Annotated in this window: 20 protein-coding genes and 1 tRNA gene; 6 read left to right on the top strand and 15 right to left on the bottom strand. The window is 69.0% G+C overall.

From position 1 onward, the window contains the following. Nucleotides 1-48: 48 nt before the first annotated feature. Complete coding sequence (locus NMQ11_RS15255; protein WP_255169306.1) at nt 49-1,293, bottom strand: MgtC/SapB family protein; 1,245 nt, start codon at nt 1,291-1,293, stop codon at nt 49-51. Further along, on the bottom strand, nt 1,290-2,123 hold the full coding sequence (locus NMQ11_RS15250) for an HAD-IIA family hydrolase (RefSeq protein WP_255169305.1): 834 nt from the start codon (nt 2,121-2,123) through the stop codon (nt 1,290-1,292). Before NMQ11_RS15250 ends, NMQ11_RS15255 begins: the two co-directional genes overlap by 4 nt. Nucleotides 2,124-2,260: 137 nt before the next feature. Here NMQ11_RS15250 and NMQ11_RS15245 point away from each other — a divergent pair, with 137 nt between their 5' ends. Together NMQ11_RS15245 and NMQ11_RS15240 are read left to right on the top strand one after the other, a co-directional pair. Then, the gene (locus tag NMQ11_RS15245; RefSeq protein ID WP_255169304.1) at nt 2,261-3,097 is read left to right on the top strand and encodes a glycerophosphodiester phosphodiesterase; all 837 of its coding nucleotides are present in this window, start codon (nt 2,261-2,263) and stop codon (nt 3,095-3,097) included. 461 nt (nt 3,098-3,558) lie between these two features. Then, nucleotides 3,559-4,311 (top strand): PHP-associated domain-containing protein, encoded by a 753-nt coding sequence (locus tag NMQ11_RS15240; protein ID WP_255169303.1) that lies wholly within the window; start codon nt 3,559-3,561, stop codon nt 4,309-4,311. Here the strand turns inward: NMQ11_RS15240 and recJ are convergent. The 11 genes from recJ to htpX all read right to left on the bottom strand — a co-directional run bounded on the left by recJ (nt 4,304) and on the right by htpX (nt 14,073). After that, nucleotides 4,304-5,716 carry a RecJ family nuclease gene (gene recJ / locus NMQ11_RS15235; protein ID WP_255169302.1) on the bottom strand — a complete coding sequence of 471 codons (1,413 nt, stop codon included), beginning with the start codon at nt 5,714-5,716 and terminating at the stop codon, nt 4,304-4,306. The two genes, NMQ11_RS15240 and recJ, sit on opposite strands and share 8 nt — an antisense overlap. Before the next feature lie 75 nt (nt 5,717-5,791). Beyond that, nucleotides 5,792-6,535: a uroporphyrinogen-III synthase gene (locus tag NMQ11_RS15230; protein WP_255169301.1), complete on the bottom strand. Its 744-nt coding sequence runs from the start codon at nt 6,533-6,535 to the stop codon at nt 5,792-5,794. Between the two features lie 4 nt (nt 6,536-6,539). Then, a complete protein-coding gene (cobA, locus tag NMQ11_RS15225) occupies nt 6,540-7,334 on the bottom strand; it encodes a uroporphyrinogen-III C-methyltransferase (RefSeq protein WP_255169300.1) in 795 nt (264 codons plus the stop codon). 1 nt (nt 7,335) lies between these two features. After that, nucleotides 7,336-8,484: a hydroxymethylbilane synthase gene (gene hemC / locus NMQ11_RS15220; RefSeq protein ID WP_255169299.1), complete on the bottom strand. Its 1,149-nt coding sequence runs from the start codon at nt 8,482-8,484 to the stop codon at nt 7,336-7,338. A 53-nt stretch (nt 8,485-8,537) separates the two neighbouring features. Beyond that, on the bottom strand, nt 8,538-9,215 hold the full coding sequence (locus NMQ11_RS15215; protein WP_255169298.1) for a hypothetical protein: 678 nt from the start codon (nt 9,213-9,215) through the stop codon (nt 8,538-8,540). A 153-nt stretch (nt 9,216-9,368) separates the two neighbouring features. Continuing rightward, entirely contained in the window at nt 9,369-9,608 is a 240-nt protein-coding gene (locus NMQ11_RS15210) for a PRC-barrel domain containing protein (protein WP_255169297.1), read from the bottom strand. A 90-nt stretch (nt 9,609-9,698) separates the two neighbouring features. Beyond that, complete coding sequence (gene radA, locus NMQ11_RS15205; protein WP_255169296.1) at nt 9,699-10,730, bottom strand: DNA repair and recombination protein RadA; 1,032 nt, start codon at nt 10,728-10,730, stop codon at nt 9,699-9,701. 181 nt (nt 10,731-10,911) lie between these two features. After that, nucleotides 10,912-12,129: an outer membrane protein assembly factor BamB family protein gene (locus tag NMQ11_RS15200; protein ID WP_255169295.1), complete on the bottom strand. Its 1,218-nt coding sequence runs from the start codon at nt 12,127-12,129 to the stop codon at nt 10,912-10,914. Nucleotides 12,130-12,238: 109 nt separating this feature from the next. Continuing rightward, nucleotides 12,239-12,844: a PspA-associated protein PspAB gene (gene pspAB, locus NMQ11_RS15195; RefSeq protein WP_255169294.1), complete on the bottom strand. Its 606-nt coding sequence runs from the start codon at nt 12,842-12,844 to the stop codon at nt 12,239-12,241. Between the two features lie 45 nt (nt 12,845-12,889). Beyond that, entirely contained in the window at nt 12,890-13,123 is a 234-nt protein-coding gene (locus NMQ11_RS15190; RefSeq protein ID WP_255169293.1) for an Lrp/AsnC ligand binding domain-containing protein, read from the bottom strand. 56 nt (nt 13,124-13,179) lie between these two features. Beyond that, entirely contained in the window at nt 13,180-14,073 is an 894-nt protein-coding gene (gene htpX / locus NMQ11_RS15185; RefSeq protein WP_255169292.1) for a zinc metalloprotease HtpX, read from the bottom strand. Between the two features lie 439 nt (nt 14,074-14,512). On the opposite strand from htpX, the gene NMQ11_RS15180 reads away from it, so the two are divergent. The 3 genes from NMQ11_RS15180 (at nt 14,513) to NMQ11_RS15170 (ending at nt 17,920) form a co-directional block, all read left to right on the top strand. Then, nucleotides 14,513-15,718 (top strand): 60S ribosomal export protein NMD3, encoded by a 1,206-nt coding sequence (locus NMQ11_RS15180; RefSeq protein ID WP_255169291.1) that lies wholly within the window; start codon nt 14,513-14,515, stop codon nt 15,716-15,718. Continuing rightward, entirely contained in the window at nt 15,711-16,844 is a 1,134-nt protein-coding gene (locus NMQ11_RS15175) for a class I SAM-dependent methyltransferase (RefSeq protein WP_255169290.1), read from the top strand. The genes NMQ11_RS15180 and NMQ11_RS15175 overlap by 8 nt, the downstream gene beginning before the upstream one ends. A 266-nt stretch (nt 16,845-17,110) precedes the next feature. Further along, nucleotides 17,111-17,920, top strand: a complete 810-nt coding sequence (locus NMQ11_RS15170) for a helix-turn-helix transcriptional regulator (RefSeq protein WP_255169289.1) — start codon at nt 17,111-17,113, stop codon at nt 17,918-17,920. Nucleotides 17,921-18,077: 157 nt separating this feature from the next. On the opposite strand, the gene NMQ11_RS15165 is transcribed toward NMQ11_RS15170, so the two are convergent. Next, nucleotides 18,078-19,919 carry an ATP-dependent DNA helicase gene (locus tag NMQ11_RS15165; RefSeq protein ID WP_255169288.1) on the bottom strand — a complete coding sequence of 614 codons (1,842 nt, stop codon included), beginning with the start codon at nt 19,917-19,919 and terminating at the stop codon, nt 18,078-18,080. Nucleotides 19,920-20,188: 269 nt separating this feature from the next. Between NMQ11_RS15165 and NMQ11_RS15160 the strand changes: the two genes are divergently transcribed. Next, nucleotides 20,189-20,279: transfer RNA gene (locus tag NMQ11_RS15160), tRNA-OTHER, on the top strand. Nucleotides 20,280-20,303: 24 nt separating this feature from the next. Here NMQ11_RS15160 and NMQ11_RS15155 read toward each other — a convergent pair. After that, nucleotides 20,304-20,561, bottom strand: coding sequence for a DUF7561 family protein (locus NMQ11_RS15155; RefSeq protein ID WP_255169287.1), 258 nt, complete (start codon nt 20,559-20,561; stop codon nt 20,304-20,306). Between the last annotated feature and the right edge of the window lie 121 nt (nt 20,562-20,682).

Below are 20,682 nucleotides of genomic sequence, written 5' to 3'. Positions count from 1 at the left end.
CGGCACCATCAGTATGAAGGAGATACTGTCGTTTATATTGACACGGGTTCAGCTCAGGAGAAGCGGTGCCCCGACGAGAGCGCCCACGCCGATCAGCAGCAGGTTCCAGAACAGAACGGGTCGAACGAGCTCTCGAGAGATGCTCGCGGCGAAGACGGTCTTGACCAGGATGCTCGCCGCCGTTCCCGCGATAACGCCCGCGACGGCCGTCTCGTAGGTGATCTCGCCGGAACTCATGAGCGTCACCGCGGTCGCCGTCGCGGTGCCACTCGAGACCAGCCCCGCGAGGAACGTCGTCGCGATGAACCCGCCGGCGCCGAACGTGTTCTCCGCCCCGATCGAGAGCACCAGCACCAGGAGGAACAGCGCCCCGAACGTGAGCGCGTTCCGGAGGCTGAACGGCGAGTCGAGTTCGGTGTCGACGCTCGCGTCCCAGTCGCTCTTCCAGACGGCGACGCCGACGCCGGTGAGCGCGATCGCGCCGAGCGGCGCGCCGATGACGACCGCCGCCTCCGGAACGAAAGTGACGACGATCACGGCGTTACGGACCGCCATCGCCGCGTTCGCGAGCAGAATCGCGCTGACGGCGAGTCCCAGCAGGCCGGGCTGGTTCGTGGCGCGTTTCCCCATTTCGGCGACGACCGCCGTCGAGTTCACCAGTCCGCCGAAGAAGCCGGTGACGGCGATTCCCCGCCCCTGGTACTTCTTGACGAGCACGTAGTTGACGAAGCCGATCGCGCTGATCGCGATGACCAGCGACCAGACCAGCCGCGGCTCGATCGCCCCCCAGGGATCGACGGGTTCGGTGGGCAACAGCGGATAGATGACGAACGCCAGGATCACGAACTCGACGGCGCTGCGGACCTCCTCGCGGGAGAGTCCCCAGGCGAACTCGTGGAGTTCGCGCTTGAGGACGAGCAGCAGCGACGACAGCACCGCAACCGTCACCGACTCGATGAGGAAGCCGTGGGCGACGAGCGCACCGATGCTGTAGGCGACGAGCATCGAGACCGACGTCGTCAGCGAGAGGCCGTCGATCTCCTCCTCGATGAAGCTCTGGACGGCGAGCAACACGGCGTGAGCGATGATCAACAGTCCGCCGATCAACACCAGCCCGTCGTGGTCGACGATCGTGAACACCGCCGCGAGCAGGCTGATCAGCGCGAACGTCCGGATCCCCGCGGACTTCTGTGACCACTCGCGCTCGAGACCCAGAAACATCCCGAGCAGCGTCGCCAGGACGAGCCTGAACACCTCCTCGTCGGTGTGTGCGAGCGGGTCGAACTCGATCATCGGTCGATCACCGACGCGAGCTCGCTGAGGTCCTCGAGGACGTAGTCGGGCGTCACCGCAGCGCGCTCGAGGTCCTCGCGGCTTGACACCCCCGAGAGCACGAGCGCCGTCGTCATCCCCGCTCGAGCGCCCATCTCGATGTCGGTCTCGAGGCGGTCGCCTACGACCAGACACTCCTCGGGCGGGACTCCGAGCCGTTCGGAGGCCGTCTCGACGGCGATCGGCGAGGGCTTGCCGAGCACGGCGTCGAGTTCGCGCCCGACCAGCCCCTCGATCGCGCCGATCATCGCGCCGGCGTCGGGGATCTCGCCGCCCTCGACGGGACAGGTCCGATCGGGGTTGGTCGCGTAAAACGCCGGCTCGTTCTCGAACGCCTCGAGAACGTCCTCGAGGACGCCGTACTCGAACGAGCGGTCCATCGACGCGAGGACGACGCCGGCCTCGGCGGGCGTCGACGTCACCTCGAGTCCCGCCTCGGACAGCTCGTCGACCAGCGGCGCCTCGCCGACGACGTAGATCGGATCGTCGGCGTGGGTCGCAGCGAGGTAGTCTGCCGTGATCACCGCGGACGTCACCACCGCCGGCCGGGAGACGTCGATGCCGGCGGCTCGAAGCGCGTCGACGTAGGTTCGTCGCCGCTCGACCGGTTTGTTCGTGAGGAACAGGACGTCGACGCCGGCTGCGCGTATCGACTCGATGCCGTCGCGGGCGCCGCCGATCGGCCGCTCACCCCGATAGACGGTTCCGTCGAGATCGACGATGGCGCCGCCGATCGCGCGCCCGCTCCGTGCTGTCCCCCCGTTCGTGCGACTCGTTCGATTGCTGTTCACTACTGGTCCCCGCTGTGTGCGTATTTTTCACTATCGTACGTACCCCTATATCTTACTATATAGCACTATATATTTACGGGACTGGCTCGAGACCGACCGGCGACGACGCTTATCCGGGTTCGGCGAGTAGCGACCGTATGGACCGGTACACGAGGCGGACGTTCCTCCGGAACTTTCCCGTCGCGTGCGTCCTCGGGGCCGGGACGACCGCGTTCACCGTCTCGTCGCCGGCCGAGCGCGCGTCCACCGATCCACGGGTGATCGGCCACCGGGGCTGTGCGGCCGAACTCCCGGAGAACACGCTCGAGGCCGTCGACCGCGCGCCCGCGGTAGCCGACGCGATCGAGGTCGATCTCCGGCGAGCGTCCTCGGGAGAGATCGTCGTGATTCACGACGCCACCGTCGACCGCGTTACCGATGGGACCGGTGCGGTCGCCGACCGCTCCCTCGAGGAGCTTCGCTCGCTGTCGGTCCTCGAGACCGGCGAGCCGGTTCCGACGCTCGAGGAGGTGCTCGAGACGGTGCCGGCGTCGGTCGGACTCGTGCTCGATCTCAAAGTCGAGGGGATCGCGAGCGACGTCGACGAACTCCTCGCCGCGTTCGACCGGGACGCGTTGCTCTCGTCGTTCTCGCCGTCGATTCTCCGGGAGGTCCGCGAAACGGGCCGCGAGTCGGCGCTGATTCTGCGAGAGCCCTGGCTCGGTCGCCGGTTTCGAGCCGTCGTCGCTCGAACGTCGGTGCCGATCTACCCCCGGATGCGCGTCGACCAGTGGCTGACTACCGCCGCCGAACTGGACTGCGTTGCGATCCATCCGCGATTCGAACTCTGTCTCAGAACGGATCTCGTCGAGCGGGCCCACGACCGCGGCCTCCGCGTCGAGCCCTGGACCATCACCCGCTCGAGCGAGGCGGCGCGACTCCGCTCGCTCGGCGTCGACGGACTGATCTCGGACATCTGTTCGCCGCTCTCCTGAGTCGCGACACGACCGCCTCGAGTGCGGCCAGCAAGCCCGAGATTCCGTATACCATTATAGGATATACTTCCTGTCGCCGTTCCGTTCGATCCACTCTCGTCGGTGACGTCCCGTTCGTCGGCAACACGCTCGAGGTCACCCGTTCGCTCGAAACAGGCCTGCCTCGATCCGCTCGAGCGGGTGGACCTGACAGACTCGGTTCCTGAGGAACATTCGAACTGAGGCTCGCCGGTCGTCGCCCGGAATTTCCGAACGCCCCGGGTCGCCCGTAGCGCTGGCCCGTCTCGTGAGGCCGTTCCGAACCGGAGCGGCCGCTTTCGACCGCCTCCCCAGTTTCCAGTCCGATCCGTGGATAAACTTCATGCGGGAATACGGAAATCGGCCCAGCGGTTGTTTCGCAGCGCAGTGTTTATGCGGATCTGCGAGGTATTGTGGGTAATCAGCCCTCTGATGGTGTATCTATGACGTCTCAGATCCCGTTCGCCATCGATTTTCACGTCCACTCCGACGACTCGTACGACGGCCACGAGCCGATCGAGCTGATTCTGGAGCACGCGGCGGACATCGGGCTCGACGGCGTCGTCATCACCGATCACGACGAGATCCGCGAGTCGCTGCGCGCCGCGAGAATCGCCCCGGAGTACGGGCTCGTCGGCATTCCCGGCGTCGAGGTCTCGACGCGCCACGGCCACCTGCTCGCGATCGGCGTCGAGGAGCGTCCCGACCCCGGCCGGCCGTTCACGAAAACCGTCGAGCGCGTGCGTGAACTCGGAGGCATCGCGATCGTTCCGCACCCGTTCCAGCGCAGTCGCCACGGCGTCCGCAAGAAACACATCAGGGACGCCGACGCGATCGAGGCGTACAACTCGATGCTGTTCACCGGCTACCGGAACCGACGGGCGCGGACGTTCGCCCGCCGGCGCGGCTATCCGGAGATCGGCGCCAGCGACGCCCACTACCTCCCGAACGTTGGCCGGGCGTACACGGAGATCCTCGTCTCACCCGCGAACGGCGGATCGAAAGCCGAGATCGACGGCGACGACCTCGTCGACGCGATCCTCGAGGGCCGCACTCAGATCCGGGGTAAGCGCACGCCGGTCCACAAGAGCACCGTCCAGTACACGAAGGGGGCGATCCGGAAGTCCGCCTACATGCTGACCTCGCGGGCGCCGCTCGTGCCGACGGTGCCGGCGTCGATGGATCGCACTAGGTGAGCTGGTCGCCGAGGAGTTCGTCGGCGTACTCGAGAAACTGCTCCTCTGCTCCCTTCGGCACCGTCGCCCCTGCCGCGACGTCGTGACCGCCGCCGTCGCCGCCGACTTCTCGTGCGGCCTCGCCCAGCACGGCCGAGAGGTCGAGTCCGTCGCGGACGAGGCTGTGAGTACCGCGGGCGGACACTTTGACCTCCTCGTCGTTCTTCTCGGCGAAGGCGACGATCGGTTTTCCGCGGCTGATGCCGTCGTTGCCGACGGCCATGCCGGCGACGATGCCGACGATGGTCTCACGGATGCGGTCGCCCGCGTGGAACCACTGGAGGTGTTCCTCGTGGGTGACACCCTCCTCCGTGACGAGCGAGATCCCCGCAGAGAGGTTCCGGCGGTGGTCGGCCAGGAGCTGGCGGGCGCGTTTCAGGGCACCCTCCCGGTCGCCGAGACAGACGCCGAGGCCGACGTCGGCGCGCTCGTACCGGGCGGTGGCGTTGAGCAGCGTCGAGAACTCGCTGGCGTCGCGGAGTTCGGTTCCGACGGGTTCGTCGCTGAGCACGTAGGCGGTGCCGACGAGGCCGTCGATCTTGCCGGCGGGGACGCCCCGCGAGACAGCCCGTTTGACCAGCGCGCTCGCGACCAGTTGCTTCTCCTCGCTCGTCAGTTCGGCCCACCGACGCCACTCGCCGTCGCGCTTCAACTCGAGGTCCAGCCCGTCGAGAAACCGCAGCGAGCCGTTCGTGTCGTTCGAAATTCCGGGAATGTCGACGTCGGTGGCGTACTCGAGCAGCTTCGGCAGCGGCCGGGTCTGCTTCCCGTAGAGCGCGAGATCGGTCGCGGTCTCGAGGACGCCCGCGGCCTCGCCCTCGGCGACGATCTTCGCGTTCGCGCCGTGGAGTTCGCCGCCGGAGGCCTGCATGTCGCCGACCGCGCCGACGACGGCGAGCGCGGCGAGATCCCGGTTGTCGACCCCGTCGTCCTCGAGGGCGCGTGCGAGGACGTAGCTTGCACCCGCCCCCGAGAGTTCGGAAGCGCCGTTGATCCCGAATAGTAGCGGGTTGAGGTGGTAGTCGGTGTCCGTCTCCGCGGGCTGGTGGTGGTCGGCGATCACGGGGGTGAACGCGCCAGCGGCCTCGTGTTCGCCGATGACGTCGAGCTGGCCGCTCCCGAAGTCCGTAAAGAGGACGGTGTCGTACTCGGTGGCCGCGATCCCGGCGATCGCCTCCTCGTCGAGCTGTTTCTCGAAGACCGTCTCGAAGGGGATCTGTGCCCGCTCGAGGGCGCTCGCGGCGACCGCCGCGCTGGTCAGCCCGTCGGCGTCGATGTGGGAGGCGAGCAGTACGCGGTCGCAGCCGCGGAGGTGGTCCGCACACGCGACCGCTCTGTCCTCGAGTTCGGGAACCGGCCCTGCCATCGCTCGAGAGTGGGGCGGCTTCAGGGATAAACCTCCTGTCCTGAACTGTCAGCCGAAACTGGACCGGTCGCCGCGTCAGTCGCGGTAGGTCGGTGCCGCCGCCTCGACGGTCTCGCAGGCCAGCGTCTCGAACGTCGCCTCGCTCGCGACGAGGTCGACGTCGATTCCGCGGGCGGTCGCGGTCTCCCGCGTCGGCTCGCCGATGACGCCGACGGTCGCGTCTTCGAGCCCCGCGACCGCCGTTTCGCACACGCCGCGGGCGGCGGCGGCCTCGAGGAAGTGCTCGACGGTCAGCGACGAGGTGAAGCAGGCGGCGTCGAGCTCGCCGGCGGCGGCCCGCTCGGCCGACTCGCCGCTGCCCTCGGGGCGGACGAGCCGGTAGAGCACCGTCTCGTGGACGTACGCCCCGGCTGCCGCGAGCCCCTCGAGCAACACCGGACTGCCGTGGTCGCTGCGAGCGACCTCCACGCGGGCGCCGCCGACCTCGCTCTCGAGTGTGGCGACGAGCCCGCTCGAGGTGTACTCCCCGGGAACGATATCGACCGCGTAGCCCGCCTCGCGGACGGCGTCGCCCGTCTTCGGGCCGATGACGCAGACGGTCGCCTCGCCGGGATTCCACGCCGCCTCGGCGACGAGCTCCGCGCCGGTTTTGCTCGTCAGCACGACGTAGTCGGCGTCCTCGCGGGGGGCGGCGCCGGTGGGCTCGACGGCCAGCATCGGATCGGGAACCGGCGTCGCGCCCAGCGAGTCGATCAGTTCGACCGCGTCCGCGAGGCGTTCGTCGTCGGGCCGGAAGACGGCGACGGAGAGGTCTCGCATCCGCTCACACCCCGTCGTCCGCGGTCGGTTCGGTTCGGTCGTCGGCCCCGGCCCCGTTCTCGAGAAACTCGAGCACGCGCGCTCTCGTCCCCGCGACGTCGCCGATGACGGTCACCGCCGGCGGCTCGATTCCGGCCTCGTCGCGGCCGTCGACGATGGTCTCGAGGGTGCCCGTGGCGACCCGCTGGTCGGGCCAGGTGCCCCGCTCGATCAGCGCCACGGGGGTTTCGGGTGCCATTCCGGCCTCGGCCAGCGCCGCGGTGTAGTCGGGCAGTCGGCCGACGCCCATCAGGACGACGATCGTTCCGCCAGTGGCGGCGAGGGCTTCCCAGTCGATCGCCGACTCCGCCTTCGTCGGGTCCTCGTGGCCCGTGACGAACGAGACCGAGGAGGCGTGATCGCGGTGCGTAACGGGAATTCCGGCGACGGCGGGGGCGGCGATGGGAGAGGTGACGCCGGGGACGACCTCGAAGGGAACCCCGTGGTCGGCCAGGTACTCCGCTTCCTCGCCGCCGCGGCCGAAGACGAAGGAGTCGCCGCCCTTCAGCCGAACCACGTTTTTCCCGTCCGCAGCAAGCTCGACCAGCCGCTCGTTGATCTCCGGTTGCGGGGTGCGTTCGCCGCCGGCGCGCTTGCCGACGTCCTCGCTGCGATCTGCGGGAAGCAGGTCGATGATCTCCGGGCCGGGGAGTTTGTCGTGGAGGACGACGTCGGCTTCCTCGAGCAGCCGTTTGGCCTTCACGGTCAACAGCTCGGGGTCGCCGGGGCCGCTGCCGACGAGGTAGACGGTGCCGGCCATTTCATCGTCCTCCGCTCGAACCGCCGCCGTCCGTCTCGTCCTCGCGGTCGGGTTCGTCGCCCTCGTCCGCGCCTCGCCGTGCGGCCTCGATCAACGTCGCGGCCCCGCGATCCGCCAGCTCGCCCGCGAACTCGCGGGCGGCGGCCGCGTGGCTCGTCACGGGCAGGTCCCGCGAGGCGACCACCGACTCCCCGCCGTCGCGGTCGAACACCTGAACGGTCGCGTGGACGTACTCGCCCTGGACGACCGCGTAGACGCCGATCGGCGCGATGCAGCCGCCGCCGAGTTCCGCGAGCACCGTCCGTTCGACGGTCGTCTCGACGCGGCTTCGGGGGTGGTCGATCGCCTCGTTGATCTCGCGGGCGGTCTCGCCGTCGGCGGCGGTCACCGCGAGCGCGCCTTGCCCCGGCGCGGGCGCGAACTCGGTCGTCGGCAGCGGCTGGAAGTCGACGTGGTGGTCGAGGCCGCTGCGTTCGACCCCCGCCGCCGCCAGCACGATCGCGTCGTACTCGGTGTCGACCTCGCGGCCGAGTGCCCCCTTCTCGAGTTCCGAGAGCCCATCGAACCAGTCGTCGACGCCGCGGTCGTCGTCGTAGGCCGGCTTGTAGTCGTCCTCGTCTCGATTGCGCTCGTCCTCGCGGCGCTCCTGGCGTTCTTCCTGGAGGTGCGGCGCGAGCAGTTTCTCGAGTCGCGTGTCGACGTTGCCCCGCAGCGGCTCGATCTCGAGGTCCGGCCGCCGGGCGAGCAGCTGGGCGCGCCGACGCAGGCTCGAGGTGCCGACGACCGCACCCTCGGGAAGCTCCTCGAGGGTCGTCCCGTCGGGCGTGATCAGCAGGTCGCCCGGTCGCCCGCGCTCGGGAACGGCGGCGGTCACCAGTTCCTCGGGCTGCTCGGTCGGCATGTCCTTCATCGAGTGGATCGCGCCGTCGAGTTCCCCCTCGAGGACCCGCTCGTCGAGTTCGCGGACGAACGCCCCCGTCTTCCCCAGTCGGTGGATCAGCTCGTCTCTGATCTGATCGCCGGTGGTCTCGACGGTGACGAGTTCGACCTCGTAGCGACGGTTCTCGAGTTCCTCCCTGACGAGGGCGGCCTGTCGCCGCGCCAGCGCCGACCCCCGCGTCGCCAGTCGCAACGTCCCGCGTGATCTCATGGGCGACAGTCGGCGCCGGCGCGATTAAAAGCGCACGCTTACGCGCCGCGGGGTCAGGGCCACCGCCTCGAGGCCCGTCGTCGGCGCAACAGGTAGTAGCCGGCCAGCACCGGCTGGAGAACGGGGACGAACAGGCTGAGAAACGCCAGTCCGAGGTAGCCCGCCGGGTTCGGCTGCCAGGCGCCCCCGCGCGCGCTGACGTAGGCGGCGTCCTGGTGGATCGCGATCGGAAACGTGCCGACGGCGATCGCGCCGGCGATCCCGACGACCGTCGCCAGCAGCCCCGGAATCTGGAGGATAACCGCGACGATCGCGCCCGCGATGGCGAAAACCGTCGTTCCGAGCGAGAGCGCGATGACGAGCCACCAACCGTGCCAGCCGGCGGGGGTCGAAAACCGTCGGTGGCGCCGATACAGATAGCTCACGCCCGCCACGGGTGCCAACAGGAGTGCGAACAGGGCGTTGAGCCACGGACTCGGCGCCCACTCGCTCCTCGAGCGGACCCGGCGCGCGTCGAGAAACAGCGCGACCGCCAGCCCGAGGCTCAGTAGCGTGTAACCGAAGGTCCCGAACAGTACCAGCCCCCACTGGAGCCCCGGTACGCCGGGATCGAGTTCGCGGACCACGCCGATCGCGCCGACGCCGAGCACCGGCGGATACAGAAAACACAGCCGCTCGGCGAGACGGGCCCACGTCTCGCCTCCCTCGCTCGTCCGCTCCCCCTGACTCATCACGTGCGGAGAACTACCGGAGCATCCGGGATACGTCTGCCGCTCGAGTCTCGGCCCCCTCGAGGCGCCAACTCGGAACGGAGCCGGGATCTGGTCGTCCGCAGCGGGTGTCTGGTGGCTCGAAAAGAACGAGAGTTCGTGTTCGCCGACGGCTCAAAGCTGGCGCAACTGCACTTCGTCGTCGGTGATCGACTCGACGTTCTCCTCCTCGAGCGTGTAGGTCTCCTCGTCCGCGTCACCCCAACCGAGTTTCGACTTGATCGTGTCGGTGACGCCCGGATCCGGGTCGACGTGCACCATTCCGCCCTCGACCGCCTCGATCATTCCGATCCGCTCGCCGTTTGCGTTTACGACGGGCTTTCCCTCGTCGTCGTCGGTGAAGCTAGCGCACATGCGTCTCGCCCTCCACTCGACAGCGGGTTATAGCTGGTCCCGACATGTGCCGGCTTCGACCGGGCGAGCAAGTGGGTGGGGCCTCGAGCCCTACTCCGGTTTCAGACCGCCGTCCTGGACACGCATCACGGCCTCGCCGTCGGCGAGGTTCGGCGCGTCGACCAGTTTGACGATCCGCTTGTCGCCCTTGGACTTGCGAAGGTAGATCCGGAACGTAGACTTGTGGCCGAGGATGTTGCCGCCGATCGGCTTCGTCGGGTCGCCGAAGAAGGCGTCGGGGTTCGAGGAGACCTGGTTCGTGACGATGACGGCGGCGTTGTAGAGGTTACCGACCTTGTCGATGTCGTGGAGGTGCTTGTTGAGCTTCTGCTGGCGGTTCGCGAGGTTGCCCCGCCCGACGTACTCCGCGCGGAAGTGGGCGGTCAGCGAGTCGACACAGAGCAGCCGGACGGGATACTCGCTGTCCTCGTGCTCGCTTGCGATCTCCTTCGCCTTCTCGGCCAGCAGCATCTGGTGGTTCGAGTTGAACGCCTTCGCGACGTGGATCTTCTCCAGGACGTCGGCGATGAGTTCGTCTACCGCGTCCTCGTCGCCGGGGCTGCCCTCGATCTCGCGGTCCTCGAGGGCGGCCTCGATCGCCTCGTCGGAGAGCCCGCGGACCATGTCGTCGATCCGCTCGGGGCGGAACGTGTCCTCGGAGTCGATGAAGATGACGCTGCCGTGGAGGCCGCCGACCTCGCGGGGGAGCTGGACGTTGACGGCCATCTGGTGGGTGACCTGGGACTTCCCGGAGCCGAACTCGCCGTACACTTCGGTGATCGACTGGGTCTCGACGCCGCCGCCGAGGAGGTCGTCGACCTCGTCGATGTGCCAGGAGAGCTTGCCGATCTGATTTCGTCGCTCGAGGACGGTCGAGCCGGTCTCGAAGCCGCCGATGTCCGCGGCGTCGCGGGCCGCGCGGACGATGTCGCTCGCCGTCGACTCGCCGACGTCGGCGGTGTTCGACAGCTCGGAGGGTGAGGCGACGGCCAGACTCTGGTAGGAGTCGTAGCCAGCGTCTGCGAGTTTGTCCGCGGTTGCCGGTCCAACGCCGGGGAGCGTCTCGAGGTCTACGTCTGCCATGACTGATCGTTGCGCCGGACACCTCATAAACCCTCGTTAACAGGGGAGTGAAAGTGAAAGTGCGGGACGGCAGGCGTGCGATCGTGAACGTGATCCTGACGTTTAGGTACGAAGACGGGACGAGCGAGCGCGCGGGTCGGAGACGGCACCTCGCTCGAAGACCGGCGTTCGCGGTCGTCGGCTACCGCCTGTCGGGGGTTTCGACCCAGGAGAGACAGTACAGCCGGTCGTCCGCACAGCCGACGTACAGCCGCCCCTCCGCGACCGCGGGCGTAGACGTGGCGGGGCTCTCGAGGCCGAACTGCCACTCGAAGTCGGGGTCGGCGACGTCGATTCCGTACATCGTTCCGTCCGCGTCGCTGGCACAGAGGACGTCGCCGGCGACGACCGGGTTCGCCCGAATCGCGCTGTCGAGTGCGATCCCCTTCTTCGAAAACAGCCAGCCGCGGAGTTTGCGGGTGCCGAAGCTCGTCTCGACGATGTGGACGTAGTTGTCGTCGCCGGCGACGAACGCGGCGTCGCCGACGACCGTCGGCGCCGCGGTGAACGCGCCGTCGGTCTCGTAGGTGAAGTAGGTCTGGCCGGTCTCGCCGTCGAGGGAGAACAGCCGCCCCGCGTCGTCGGCGACGTACACCCGCCCCCCGTCGACCGTCGGGGCGTCGACGATCGTCCCGTTGATCGGTGCCGTCCAGCGTGCGTCACTCGAGTCCGTCTCCTCCTCCTGCGCCATCGCGTCCAGACTGATGGACTTCGAGGCGTCGAGCGCGCCGCGGGACGTCGCTTCGTCCGTTCCCGGCTCAGCCGCCGGGCCCGCGTCGACTCGCTCCTCGCTCTCGTCTCCCTCGCCGTCAAGGTCGTAGGCGTGAACGACCTGCTCCGTCGTCCCCACGTAGACGCGTCCGTCGTCGACCGCCGGCGAGCCGACGACGCCGCCGGTCGCCTCCCGCGACCACCGCTCGTCGCCGGTCGTGGTCTCGAGCGCCGTCACCCCCGCCGAGGTTCCGACGACGAGGAGGTCGTCGGCGACGGTGAGCGCAGCGTCGGGGTCGAGGTCGCCCGCCAGCGCGGTCTCCCACAGCCGGTCGCCGGTCGTCGCCTCGAGCGCGAAGACGGCGCCGCCGGTCGTCGCGACGAAACAGCGGTCGCGGGTGACGACCGGCGTCACGGGGGCGGACTCGAGGCGCTCGAGCACCCAGCGGCGGTGGCCGTCCTTGCGGCCGAACGCGTACAGCGCGCGATCGGTGCCCACGTAGACCGCCGCGCGGTCGAGGACGGGGTCGGTCCGAATCGCACCGGCCGGGTCGGCGGTCCACGCCGTCTCGAGGCGTTCCGGTCCCTCGAGCTCCGAACGTCGCCCCGAGTTCCGCCCGTCGCCCCTGAACTGGTTCCACCCGGTCACGGCTCGCGGTAGGACGACGACCGGGATAACAGCCCCGACATCCGGCGGCGGCCGCGGCGGTCGACCGCGGCCACCTCGAGCCGATGGCCGAGGGGCCGTCCCCGGGCCGTCACTCCCACGGGTGCCGACCGTCCTCGCTCGGCCACAGCGGGTACCAGTGGTCCTTCTCGGACTCGACGTCGAGTTCGCCGTCGAGGACGGACTCGAGTTTGAACTCCGCGCTCGCGTCGCGTTCGCGGCCCGGTCTGGGGGCGAACGGGTAGAACGCCCCGCGGCGGAAGGAGTAGATCCAGTACGCGGGGCCGTCGTTCGACCGGTAGCCGAACACGGCCGCGAGCAGCCGCGAGCCGTAGCCGTGCTCGATGAACGTGTCGACGGCGAAGTGCATGCTGGTGATGAGGTCCTCGGGATCGCTCTCCTCGAGGACGACCCAGTGGTAGCCGTGGTCGTCCTCGGTGACCGCGAAGTCGGTGCCGGTGTCCTCGCGGCCCGCCTCGAGGATGGCCTCGACCTCCGCGACCGCCTCCCGGAAGCTCCGCGAGTCGACGCCGGCGAAACAGAGCGCGCCCGAGTCGACGGAGTCGTAGCCCAGTTCGGCTTCCATCGTGAGGTAGGCGGTGCTCATCCCGAAGAGGTCGTCGGGGTCGGCGTCGCGTTTGGCGTCTGATTCCGCGCGCACCCCGAGGACGGCGCGGAGTCCGTCCAGTAATCCCATGTCTCGAATGACGGGGTCGATCCCTTAGAACTGTTCCATTTCGTCCTAGCTGTCCTGGCAGACGTACGTACGCGTCGTTCCGACGTCCTCGCGCGACCGGATCTCGCCGGTGACGGTTTGCAACAGCGCGTGAACGGTAGGCGCCTCGAGTTCGGCGACCACGTCGAACTCGCCCGCGACCACGTGGGCCTCGCGGACGGCGTCGACGTCCCGGAGTCCGGCGCAGGCGTCGCCGGACGTACCGGCGGCGCAGGTAACCAGCGTGAACGCTCTCACCATCCGGTACGCTACGACGCGGACGCGGTTAACCGGCGGGGGTGACAGGGAAGTCCGATCTACGACACCGCCATCTCCCGCTCGATGTCGCGCAGGGCCTCGATCCGCCGCTCGGTCGGCGGGTGCGTCGAGAACAGCCGACCGACGACCCCCGACTTCAGCGGGATGATGAAGAAGGCGTTCATCTCGGCCTCCTCGCGGAGGTCCTTGTCGGGCACTTTCTCGATCTCGCCGGAGATCTTCATGAGCGCGGAGGCGAGCGCGCTCGGGTTGCCCGTGATCGCCGCGGCGCCCCGATCGGCGGCGAACTCCCGGTAGCGCGAGAGCGCCCGAATCAGAACGTAGCTGATGATCCAGACCAGCAGCGAGACGAGGATGGCGACCAGGATACCGGCCGCGCCCTTTCCACCGCGGCTTCGGCCGCCGGTGTAGAACATCGTTCGCGAACCGAAGCGGACGATCAGGAACGCGACCGTCGAGAGGAAGGAGGCGATGGTCATCACGGCCACGTCGCGGTTCTTGACGTGGGCGAGTTCGTGTGCCAGGACGCCGTCGAGTTCGTCCCGATCCAGGGTCCGCAGGAGGCCGGTCGTCACCGCGACGGCGGCGTTGCTCGGCGAGCGCCCCGTCGCGAAGGCGTTCGGCACCTTCGAGTCGACGACCGCGACCGTCGGCTTCGGGAGGTCGGCCTGCTGAGCCAGCCGGTCGACCGCGGCGTGCAACTGGGGGTACTCGCTCTCTTCGACTTCTTTCGCACCCATGCTCCACAGGGTCAGCCGATCGCTGAAGAAGAACTGTACCAGCGAGAAACTCCCCAGCAGGAGGGCGACGAGAAACAGGCTGCCGCCGAACGCCTCGACCAGCACGACGACGAACGCCAGATACACCGCGAACAACAGAAACATCGTGAGGACCATTCGCCCGCGAAGCCCCCAGTCCGGTTGCCAGTCCATACTCGACTCGAGGCGCCCCGGCGGGATAAATCTCGCCGATGCCTGTCACCTCCGGTGGCGACTCCGACCCCGACCGTCCCGCCGGCCGGGACTCGACAACCCCCTCGTTTCGCATGGAGTTCGCACGACGGGGGACCGTCTGACGGGGCGTACGCCGGACGCGTCTGACGACCGGCTGACCGCCACGCGACGGCGACCGCAATCGCCCCCGCTCGCGGGACCGCGAGCGGTTCGTTCCGGCTCGAGTGGCGCCGTCGGTCGTCGTCGCCTGACCGCCCGACATCGCGCCGTGGCGGCCGGCTGCGGCGGTGGATGCGCACGCTGTCGACCCCCTGGTTTCGCGTGGAGTTCTCAGACTGTGAGACCACTCGACACGTTTCTCGCCCTCCGTTTCGGGTGGAACGCGTCGCTTAACTCGATCAGTCACAAAGTGTGGACGATGACTGACTCGCGTGCGTTCTGTCCCCGCTGTGGCGACCCCGTTCCCGAGCGGGCGGCGAGCGACGAACGTGCCGGCGGGCACGCTGCTGAACGTGCCGGCGGGCACGCTGCCGACCCGCTTCGACCCGGCGCCGAGGTCGACCTCTGCGACGCCTGCTACTTCGAGGACTTCGAGTTCGTCGACGCTCCCGACCGGATCGACGTCCGGGTCTGCGCCCAGTGTGGCGCCGTCTACCGGGGCAACCGGTGGGTCGACGTGGGCGCGGACGACTACACCGACGTCGCGATCGACGAGGTGAGCGAGGCGCTGTCCGTCCACGTCGACGTCGAGGACGTGGCCTGGCAGGTCGAACCCGAGCAGATCGACCCGAACACGATCAGGATGCACTGTTACTTCACCGGCGTCGTCGAGCGGCCGTCGGAGGTCGACGCGGCGGGCGACCTCGCGGGCGCCACGCCGGTCGAAGAGCAGGTGACGGTGCCGGTGCGGATCGCCCGCCAGACGTGTACCCGCTGCGGGCGGATCGCCGGCGACTACTACGCCAGCATCGTCCAGATCCGCGCGGAAGACCGCACACCGACCGCCGAGGAAGTCGAGCGCGCGAAGACGATCGCGAACCGGGTCGTCGCCGAGATGGAGGCGACCGGCGACCGGAACGCGTTCGTCACCGAAACCACCGAGACGGCGGACGGCCTCGACATCAAGCTCTCGACCAACAAGATCGGCAAGAAGATCGCGAACAAGATGGTCGAGGAGTTCGGCGGTACCGTCACCGACGCCGAGACGCTCGTCACGGAGGACGAGGACGGCAACGGCGTCTACCGCGTGACGTTCGCCGTCCGCCTGCCGCCGTACACCCCCGGCGACGTGATCGCCCTCGAGGACGACGCCGACACCGACGGCCCGATCCTCGTCCGCAGCGCCCGCGGCAACCTCAAGGGAACTCGGCTGACGACCGGCGACCGCTACGAGGCGAGCTACGAGGAGGGGAACTCCCCGCCGGCGCGAAAGCTCGGCGAGCGCGAGGACGCCGTCGAGACGACCGTCGTCACGGTCGAGGACGACCGCGCCGTCCAGGTGCTCGATCCCGAGACCTACCGGGCGAAGACGGTCGCCCGGCCGGACTACTTCGACCCCGACGCCGACACCGTTCCCGTGCTGAAAAGCCGCGCCGGGCTGCACATCCTGCCCGACGATGAGTGACGGCCGCGAGGACGGGGAGGACGACGCTGGTGTGACCGAGCTGTCGCCGACTGCGGACGACCCGCCGCTGGCCGCCGTCGTCGAGAAGCCCCACTCGGAGACGGCGATCGCCGCGCTCCGGGCGGAGGGCGTCTACGACGACTCGAGACACGTCCGGGAGTACGGCTCCGACACCGTCGCGCTCCCGATCAGCGACCCGCCACGGGAGACGCGGGTGCTCGAGGTCGTTCGCCAGCTCGATCCCGACCGCCGGAGCCGCGACCTCGAGGGGTACCTCGCAGCGCGGGGGTGGAGCGACGCCGACCTCGAGGCGGCGCCCTCGTCGTGGGCGGTGGTCGGCTCGGTCGTCCTGGTCTCGGTCCCCGACGCGCTCTCCGACGAGCGGGCCCGCGAACTCGGCGACGCCCTGCTCGACCTCCACGGGGAGGCCGAGACCGTCCTCGCGGACGAGGGGATCGAGAACGCGGGCGAGGCGGGCACCTACCGCCGTCCGCGGACGCGCCACCTGGCGGGGTCGACGACCACCGAGACGGTCCACGTCGAACACGGCACCCGGTACGGTCTGGACCCGACGGAAGTGATGTTCTCGCCGGGCAATCAGGCCGAGCGCGCCCGGATGGGAGACGTGGTCTCCCCCGACGAGCGGGTGTTCGACATGTTCGCGGGCATCGGTTACTTCACCCTCCCGATGGCTCGCGCCGGGGCGGCGGTGACGGCGACCGAGATCAACCCGACGGCGTTTCGCTACCTCCTCGAGAACGCCGTGCTCAACGACGTCACCGACCGCGTGGACGCGTACATGAGCGACTGTCGTGACCTCGCGGGCGAGATCGACGCCGACCGCGTCGTGATGGGGTACTACGGGAGCGCGGACGGCGACGATCGGGGTCACCGCACGGACGAGGCCCGCGAGTTCCTCCCGGCGGCCCTCGAGGCCCTCCGTTCGGGCGGCGTGATCCACTACCACGAGGCGACCCCCGAGTCGCGGCTGTGGGCGCGCCCGCTCGCGCGACTCGAGGACGCGGTCGAGGGGACGGGCCGGTCGGTCGAGGTGCTCGACCGGCGCCGGGTCAAGAGCCACAGCGCGGGCGTCGCACACGTCGTCGTGGACGTCCGGGTCGAGTAACCCTCCGAACATTCATACTTCCCGCCCGACAACCCGAATCCGATGGACAAGAACCAGCTCATCGCGCTGCTCTTTGCGTTCCTGATGATGTCGTCGATGGTCGCCTGGGGCGCAATGTACATGTTCTGACCGCCGGAACGGCTTCGGTCGCGCGCCCGGACCCGAAGCCGACTGACTCGGCTTCCGGCGATCCGTCGCCGCCACCGACGGGCGCCGCGGCAGGTCGGAGTATACAACGATTTATTCCGCTCGAGTGATCTCCCGCTATGACTGGCGTGACGGACACCGAACTCGCCTTCCTCTCCGGCTCGCCCGTTCGAGTGTCGATCCTCGAGCGGCTCACGACGGTCGTCGCACAGCCCTCGGAGCTTGTCGACCACACGGGGGTATCGCGGACGACCGTCCACCGCACGCTGTCGGAGCTCGTCGACCGGAACTGGGCTCGGCGGGTCGACGGCGGCTACACGGCGACCGGAGCGGGCGCGCTCGCCCTCGACGTCTACCGCACCGCGCGAACGCGATTTCGAACGCTCGAGCGCGTCGAGCCGGTTCTCTCCGAACTCGACGCGCCGCTCGAGGGTGAGATCGGCCTCTCCTGGCTCGAAACCGCCGCCGTCGAGACGGCGACGGAGGGGAACCCGCAGCGCCCGCTCGAGTGGTACGTCGACAGGCTCGAGGCGGTCGATGGTGACCGCCTCCGCGGCGTGACGCCGATCGTCAGCCGGCAGTTCATGACCGCCCACGCGCCGATCGTGTTCGGCGGAACGCCGACGGCGCTCGTCGTCGGCGAGGAGGCGTTCCGGGCGGTGCGCGAGCAGTACCCGGAGAAACTGCGGGAGTCGATCGCCCTCGAGGGGTACGAGCTCTCCGTCGCCGCCGCGGAGCCGTCGATGGGGATCACGCTCTACGGCGAGCACGTCTTTCTCGGCGCCTACGAGGAGGGACGGCTGCTCGCGGTCGTCGACAGCACCGACGACCGGCTCCGATCGTGGGCGCGAACCCGGTACTGCCGGTACGCGGACGACGCCCGCCCCGCGGAGGAGCTGGTCGGTCGACCGGACCGTGTCGACCGCTGATCCGCTGTTTCACACCGTGCAACAGGTCCCGGGGAGTAGATAGTTGACGGTCGATTTCCTACTGTCGTATGCGGAGACGGCGACTGTCTCACCGCGCGCCGTCGCTACTTTCAGTGCCTCTGACAGTCCGGCCGGTCGCCGTCGCCGCCTCCACTCGTTATCCGTCGGTGTCCCAGACGTCCGCGAGCGGACTCGAGCGCGACGACCGGCCCCGGCGGCGCCTCGAGGTTCCGGACGCCGAGCCGTCGGCGCCGGACCCGCCGGAGCTGTTTCGCCGCCGGTCGAACCCGCGGCCTCCTCCTCGAGCGCTCTCGGCCGCCGTCGCCGGATCGAACGCCGGCAGCTCCGGCTCGGAGAGTCGGTCGACCTGCGCGGAAAACCAGTCGGGCATGTCGGTTCGGGCGCGCTCGAACAGGTCGAGCAGGCTCGAGTCCGCGAGGTAGGTCGCCCCGTAGTCGTCAGGCGCCCGAATCACCCGGCCGCAGGCCTGGATCACGGTGCGCAAGGCGGCGCGGTAGTACCACGCCCACTGTCCCTCCTCGAGGCGGTGAGCGACGCGGGAGTCGCTCGTGTTGAGAAACGGCGCCTTACACAGCACCTGCCAGCGACAGAGGTCGCCCTTGAGGTCGAGGGCTTCCTCCATCTTGACGGAGACGAACACGTCTGCGCCCGAACTGGCCTTCCAGGCCTCGAGGTCGGCGTCGCGGTCGTCGCGCGTGTGGGTTCGAACGCGGTCGCCGACGCCGAAGTCGGCGAGCAGGCTCGCTAGCTGCTCCTGAATGTCGTAGGAGTGGGCGTGGATCAACCCCTTCTCGTCGGGGTGGTTCTGCATGATCCGAACGATCGTCCGGGCGATCTTCGGCACCGTTTCCGAGCGGTGCTCGAAGGTCATTTTCCCCTGGGTGACGTCGTACAGCGGCCGGTTCTCGACGGGAAACGTGTGGGCGACGTCGACGAGGGCGACCCGGCTCGGCTCGAGGCCGACGTGCCGGCAGAACGCCTCCTTGTTCAGAATAGTCGCCGAGAGCAGCGCGAACGTGTTCCCCCGGTCCCAGACGGTGTGGTGGAGGTAGCGCTCGGGGTTCATCGGTTTGATGGTGAGGGGGCCGCCCAGTTCGTCCTCGTCGTCACCGTCGTCGTCCGCGCTTGCGCCTCGAGTCCCCGCCGGCTCCGACTGGTCGACCAGCCACGTCGTCGGACTCTCCGGATCGCGGTAGTCGGAGACGAACCAGTCGAGTTCGCCGATCAGCTCCTGGAGGCGGTCGCGCTCGCGGACCTCGGCGGGCGAGAGCTGGTCGGTCGCGAGCAGGTCGTCCTTACGGCGCTCGCAGGTCCCCGCGAGGCTCTCGGCGTAGCGGGCGGCCCGCTCGACGCTTTCGACCTGGGGCACCCGCAACTCGTCCCAGAACGGCACCGTCCGCGGTCCCAGTTGAATAGTGGCGTACATTTCGGCCCACTCGGCGAGCCCGTGGGCCTCGTCGATGACGACGACGTCCCGTTTCCGGAACACCTCGCTGCCGGCGGTCTGCATGAAGTACGCCAGCGTCATCGCCGCGATCTCGCGGTTCGAGGCGATCGCCCGATCCGAGAAGTACGGACAGCGGTGTTGCACCGCGCAGTCGTACCCCCGCTCGCGGACGCAGGGGGCCTGGTTGACCGGCGTGTCGAGTTCGCCGGGGAGGATGCAGGTGTAGTTCGACTTCCCGCGGATGATGTTGAGGTCCTGTAAGAGGGCGTCACCCGCGACGTCGTCGAGCTGGGAGACCTGCGGGGTGGTGTAGTACGCGCCCGAGGCCTCGCTGGGCTCGGCCTCCTCCGCACTACGGGCGCAGCCGGCGACCGCCCGCGCCAGCAGGGACTTGCCGCTGCCGGTCGGCGCGCGGACGAGGACGACGTCGTTTCCCTCGAGGAAGGCGTCGCGGATGTCGGCGAGCGCTCGCTCCTGGGTGCCGCGGTAGCTGGGGGCGGGGAAGGCGTCGAAGATCCGCTCGGGGTTCACTGTTCACAGCAGGGGGCGGCCGAGCCCTAAAAGCTATGGAGTGAGGCCGAACGCTGAGAATCCCTCGGTAGTCGCGGCAGTCCGTGTACGCGAATACTGTCGCCGTGTTTTTCGCCCGCAATGAGCGTGATGCGACACGGAGTGCGTCGAAGCGGGCCGGTGGTGCCGGTCCGTAGTCCTCAACACTGCCTCGACCGACCCGAAACCACTCCCTACCCGCTGGTAGGCGGCCGATTACGAATACGAACCCGCCCGACGGACTCGAGTGAGGAAGGGTCGCTCAGCGGAAGAGCACCGCGGCGCCAACCCGGCGCCGTGGAGGCCATCCGGCCTCGTGGCGTTCGAATCCCACCCCTTCCGTTCCCCGCTCGGTTTTCACCCCCGCTACCGCTCGAGTCGCGAGGTCTCCTCGTCGACGGCCTCGAGCGCGTCGACGTCCGCGGGGACCGGGTTGTCGGGCAGCGCCTCGATACAGGGGTAACAGAGCAGATACCTCGACGGCTCCGCTGCGTCGCGCTCCTCGCCGTCGAACTCGAGGACCATCGCGGTTCCCTCGCTGCCCTCGCCGAACGTCCAGAGGTTGGCGATCCCGCCCGTCACCGAGACCGCGCGGCCGCAGCCGTCACAGGAGTCCTGACCCATGGCGACTCTCGGTCGCGCGCGGTCAAAGTCGTTCCCCCGGACTCGAGTATCGTACCTGGCCGTGATGGATTCACCGCTCGGGTGCCGGGAGTGGTCGCGAGACGCGTTCGGACGGCGGGTC

The organism is Natrononativus amylolyticus (genome assembly GCF_024362525.1).
GTDB lineage: Archaea > Halobacteriota > Halobacteria > Halobacteriales > Natrialbaceae > Natrononativus > Natrononativus amylolyticus.
This window is presented reverse-complemented; position numbering and strand designations above follow the sequence as displayed.

Coding starts and splice junctions, on each gene's coding strand:
- htpX (WP_255169292.1), bottom strand. CDS start 14,073: ATGGACTGGCAACCGGACTGGGGGCTTCGCGGGCGAATGGTCCTCACG.
- NMQ11_RS15215 (WP_255169298.1), bottom strand. CDS start 9,215: ATGAGTCAGGGGGAGCGGACGAGCGAGGGAGGCGAGACGTGGGCCCGT.
- NMQ11_RS15230 (WP_255169301.1), bottom strand. CDS start 6,535: ATGCGAGACCTCTCCGTCGCCGTCTTCCGGCCCGACGACGAACGCCTC.
- NMQ11_RS15240 (WP_255169303.1), top strand. CDS start 3,559: ATGACGTCTCAGATCCCGTTCGCCATCGATTTTCACGTCCACTCCGAC.
- NMQ11_RS15170 (WP_255169289.1), top strand. CDS start 17,111: ATGACTGGCGTGACGGACACCGAACTCGCCTTCCTCTCCGGCTCGCCC.
- NMQ11_RS15180 (WP_255169291.1), top strand. CDS start 14,513: ATGACTGACTCGCGTGCGTTCTGTCCCCGCTGTGGCGACCCCGTTCCC.
- NMQ11_RS15190 (WP_255169293.1), bottom strand. CDS start 13,123: ATGGTGAGAGCGTTCACGCTGGTTACCTGCGCCGCCGGTACGTCCGGC.
- radA (WP_255169296.1), bottom strand. CDS start 10,730: ATGGCAGACGTAGACCTCGAGACGCTCCCCGGCGTTGGACCGGCAACC.
- NMQ11_RS15155 (WP_255169287.1), bottom strand. CDS start 20,561: ATGGGTCAGGACTCCTGTGACGGCTGCGGCCGCGCGGTCTCGGTGACG.
- recJ (WP_255169302.1), bottom strand. CDS start 5,716: ATGGCAGGGCCGGTTCCCGAACTCGAGGACAGAGCGGTCGCGTGTGCG.
- NMQ11_RS15175 (WP_255169290.1), top strand. CDS start 15,711: ATGAGTGACGGCCGCGAGGACGGGGAGGACGACGCTGGTGTGACCGAG.
- NMQ11_RS15210 (WP_255169297.1), bottom strand. CDS start 9,608: ATGTGCGCTAGCTTCACCGACGACGACGAGGGAAAGCCCGTCGTAAAC.
- cobA (WP_255169300.1), bottom strand. CDS start 7,334: ATGGCCGGCACCGTCTACCTCGTCGGCAGCGGCCCCGGCGACCCCGAG.
- NMQ11_RS15245 (WP_255169304.1), top strand. CDS start 2,261: ATGGACCGGTACACGAGGCGGACGTTCCTCCGGAACTTTCCCGTCGCG.
- pspAB (WP_255169294.1), bottom strand. CDS start 12,844: ATGGGATTACTGGACGGACTCCGCGCCGTCCTCGGGGTGCGCGCGGAA.
- hemC (WP_255169299.1), bottom strand. CDS start 8,484: ATGAGATCACGCGGGACGTTGCGACTGGCGACGCGGGGGTCGGCGCTG.
- NMQ11_RS15255 (WP_255169306.1), bottom strand. CDS start 1,293: ATGATCGAGTTCGACCCGCTCGCACACACCGACGAGGAGGTGTTCAGG.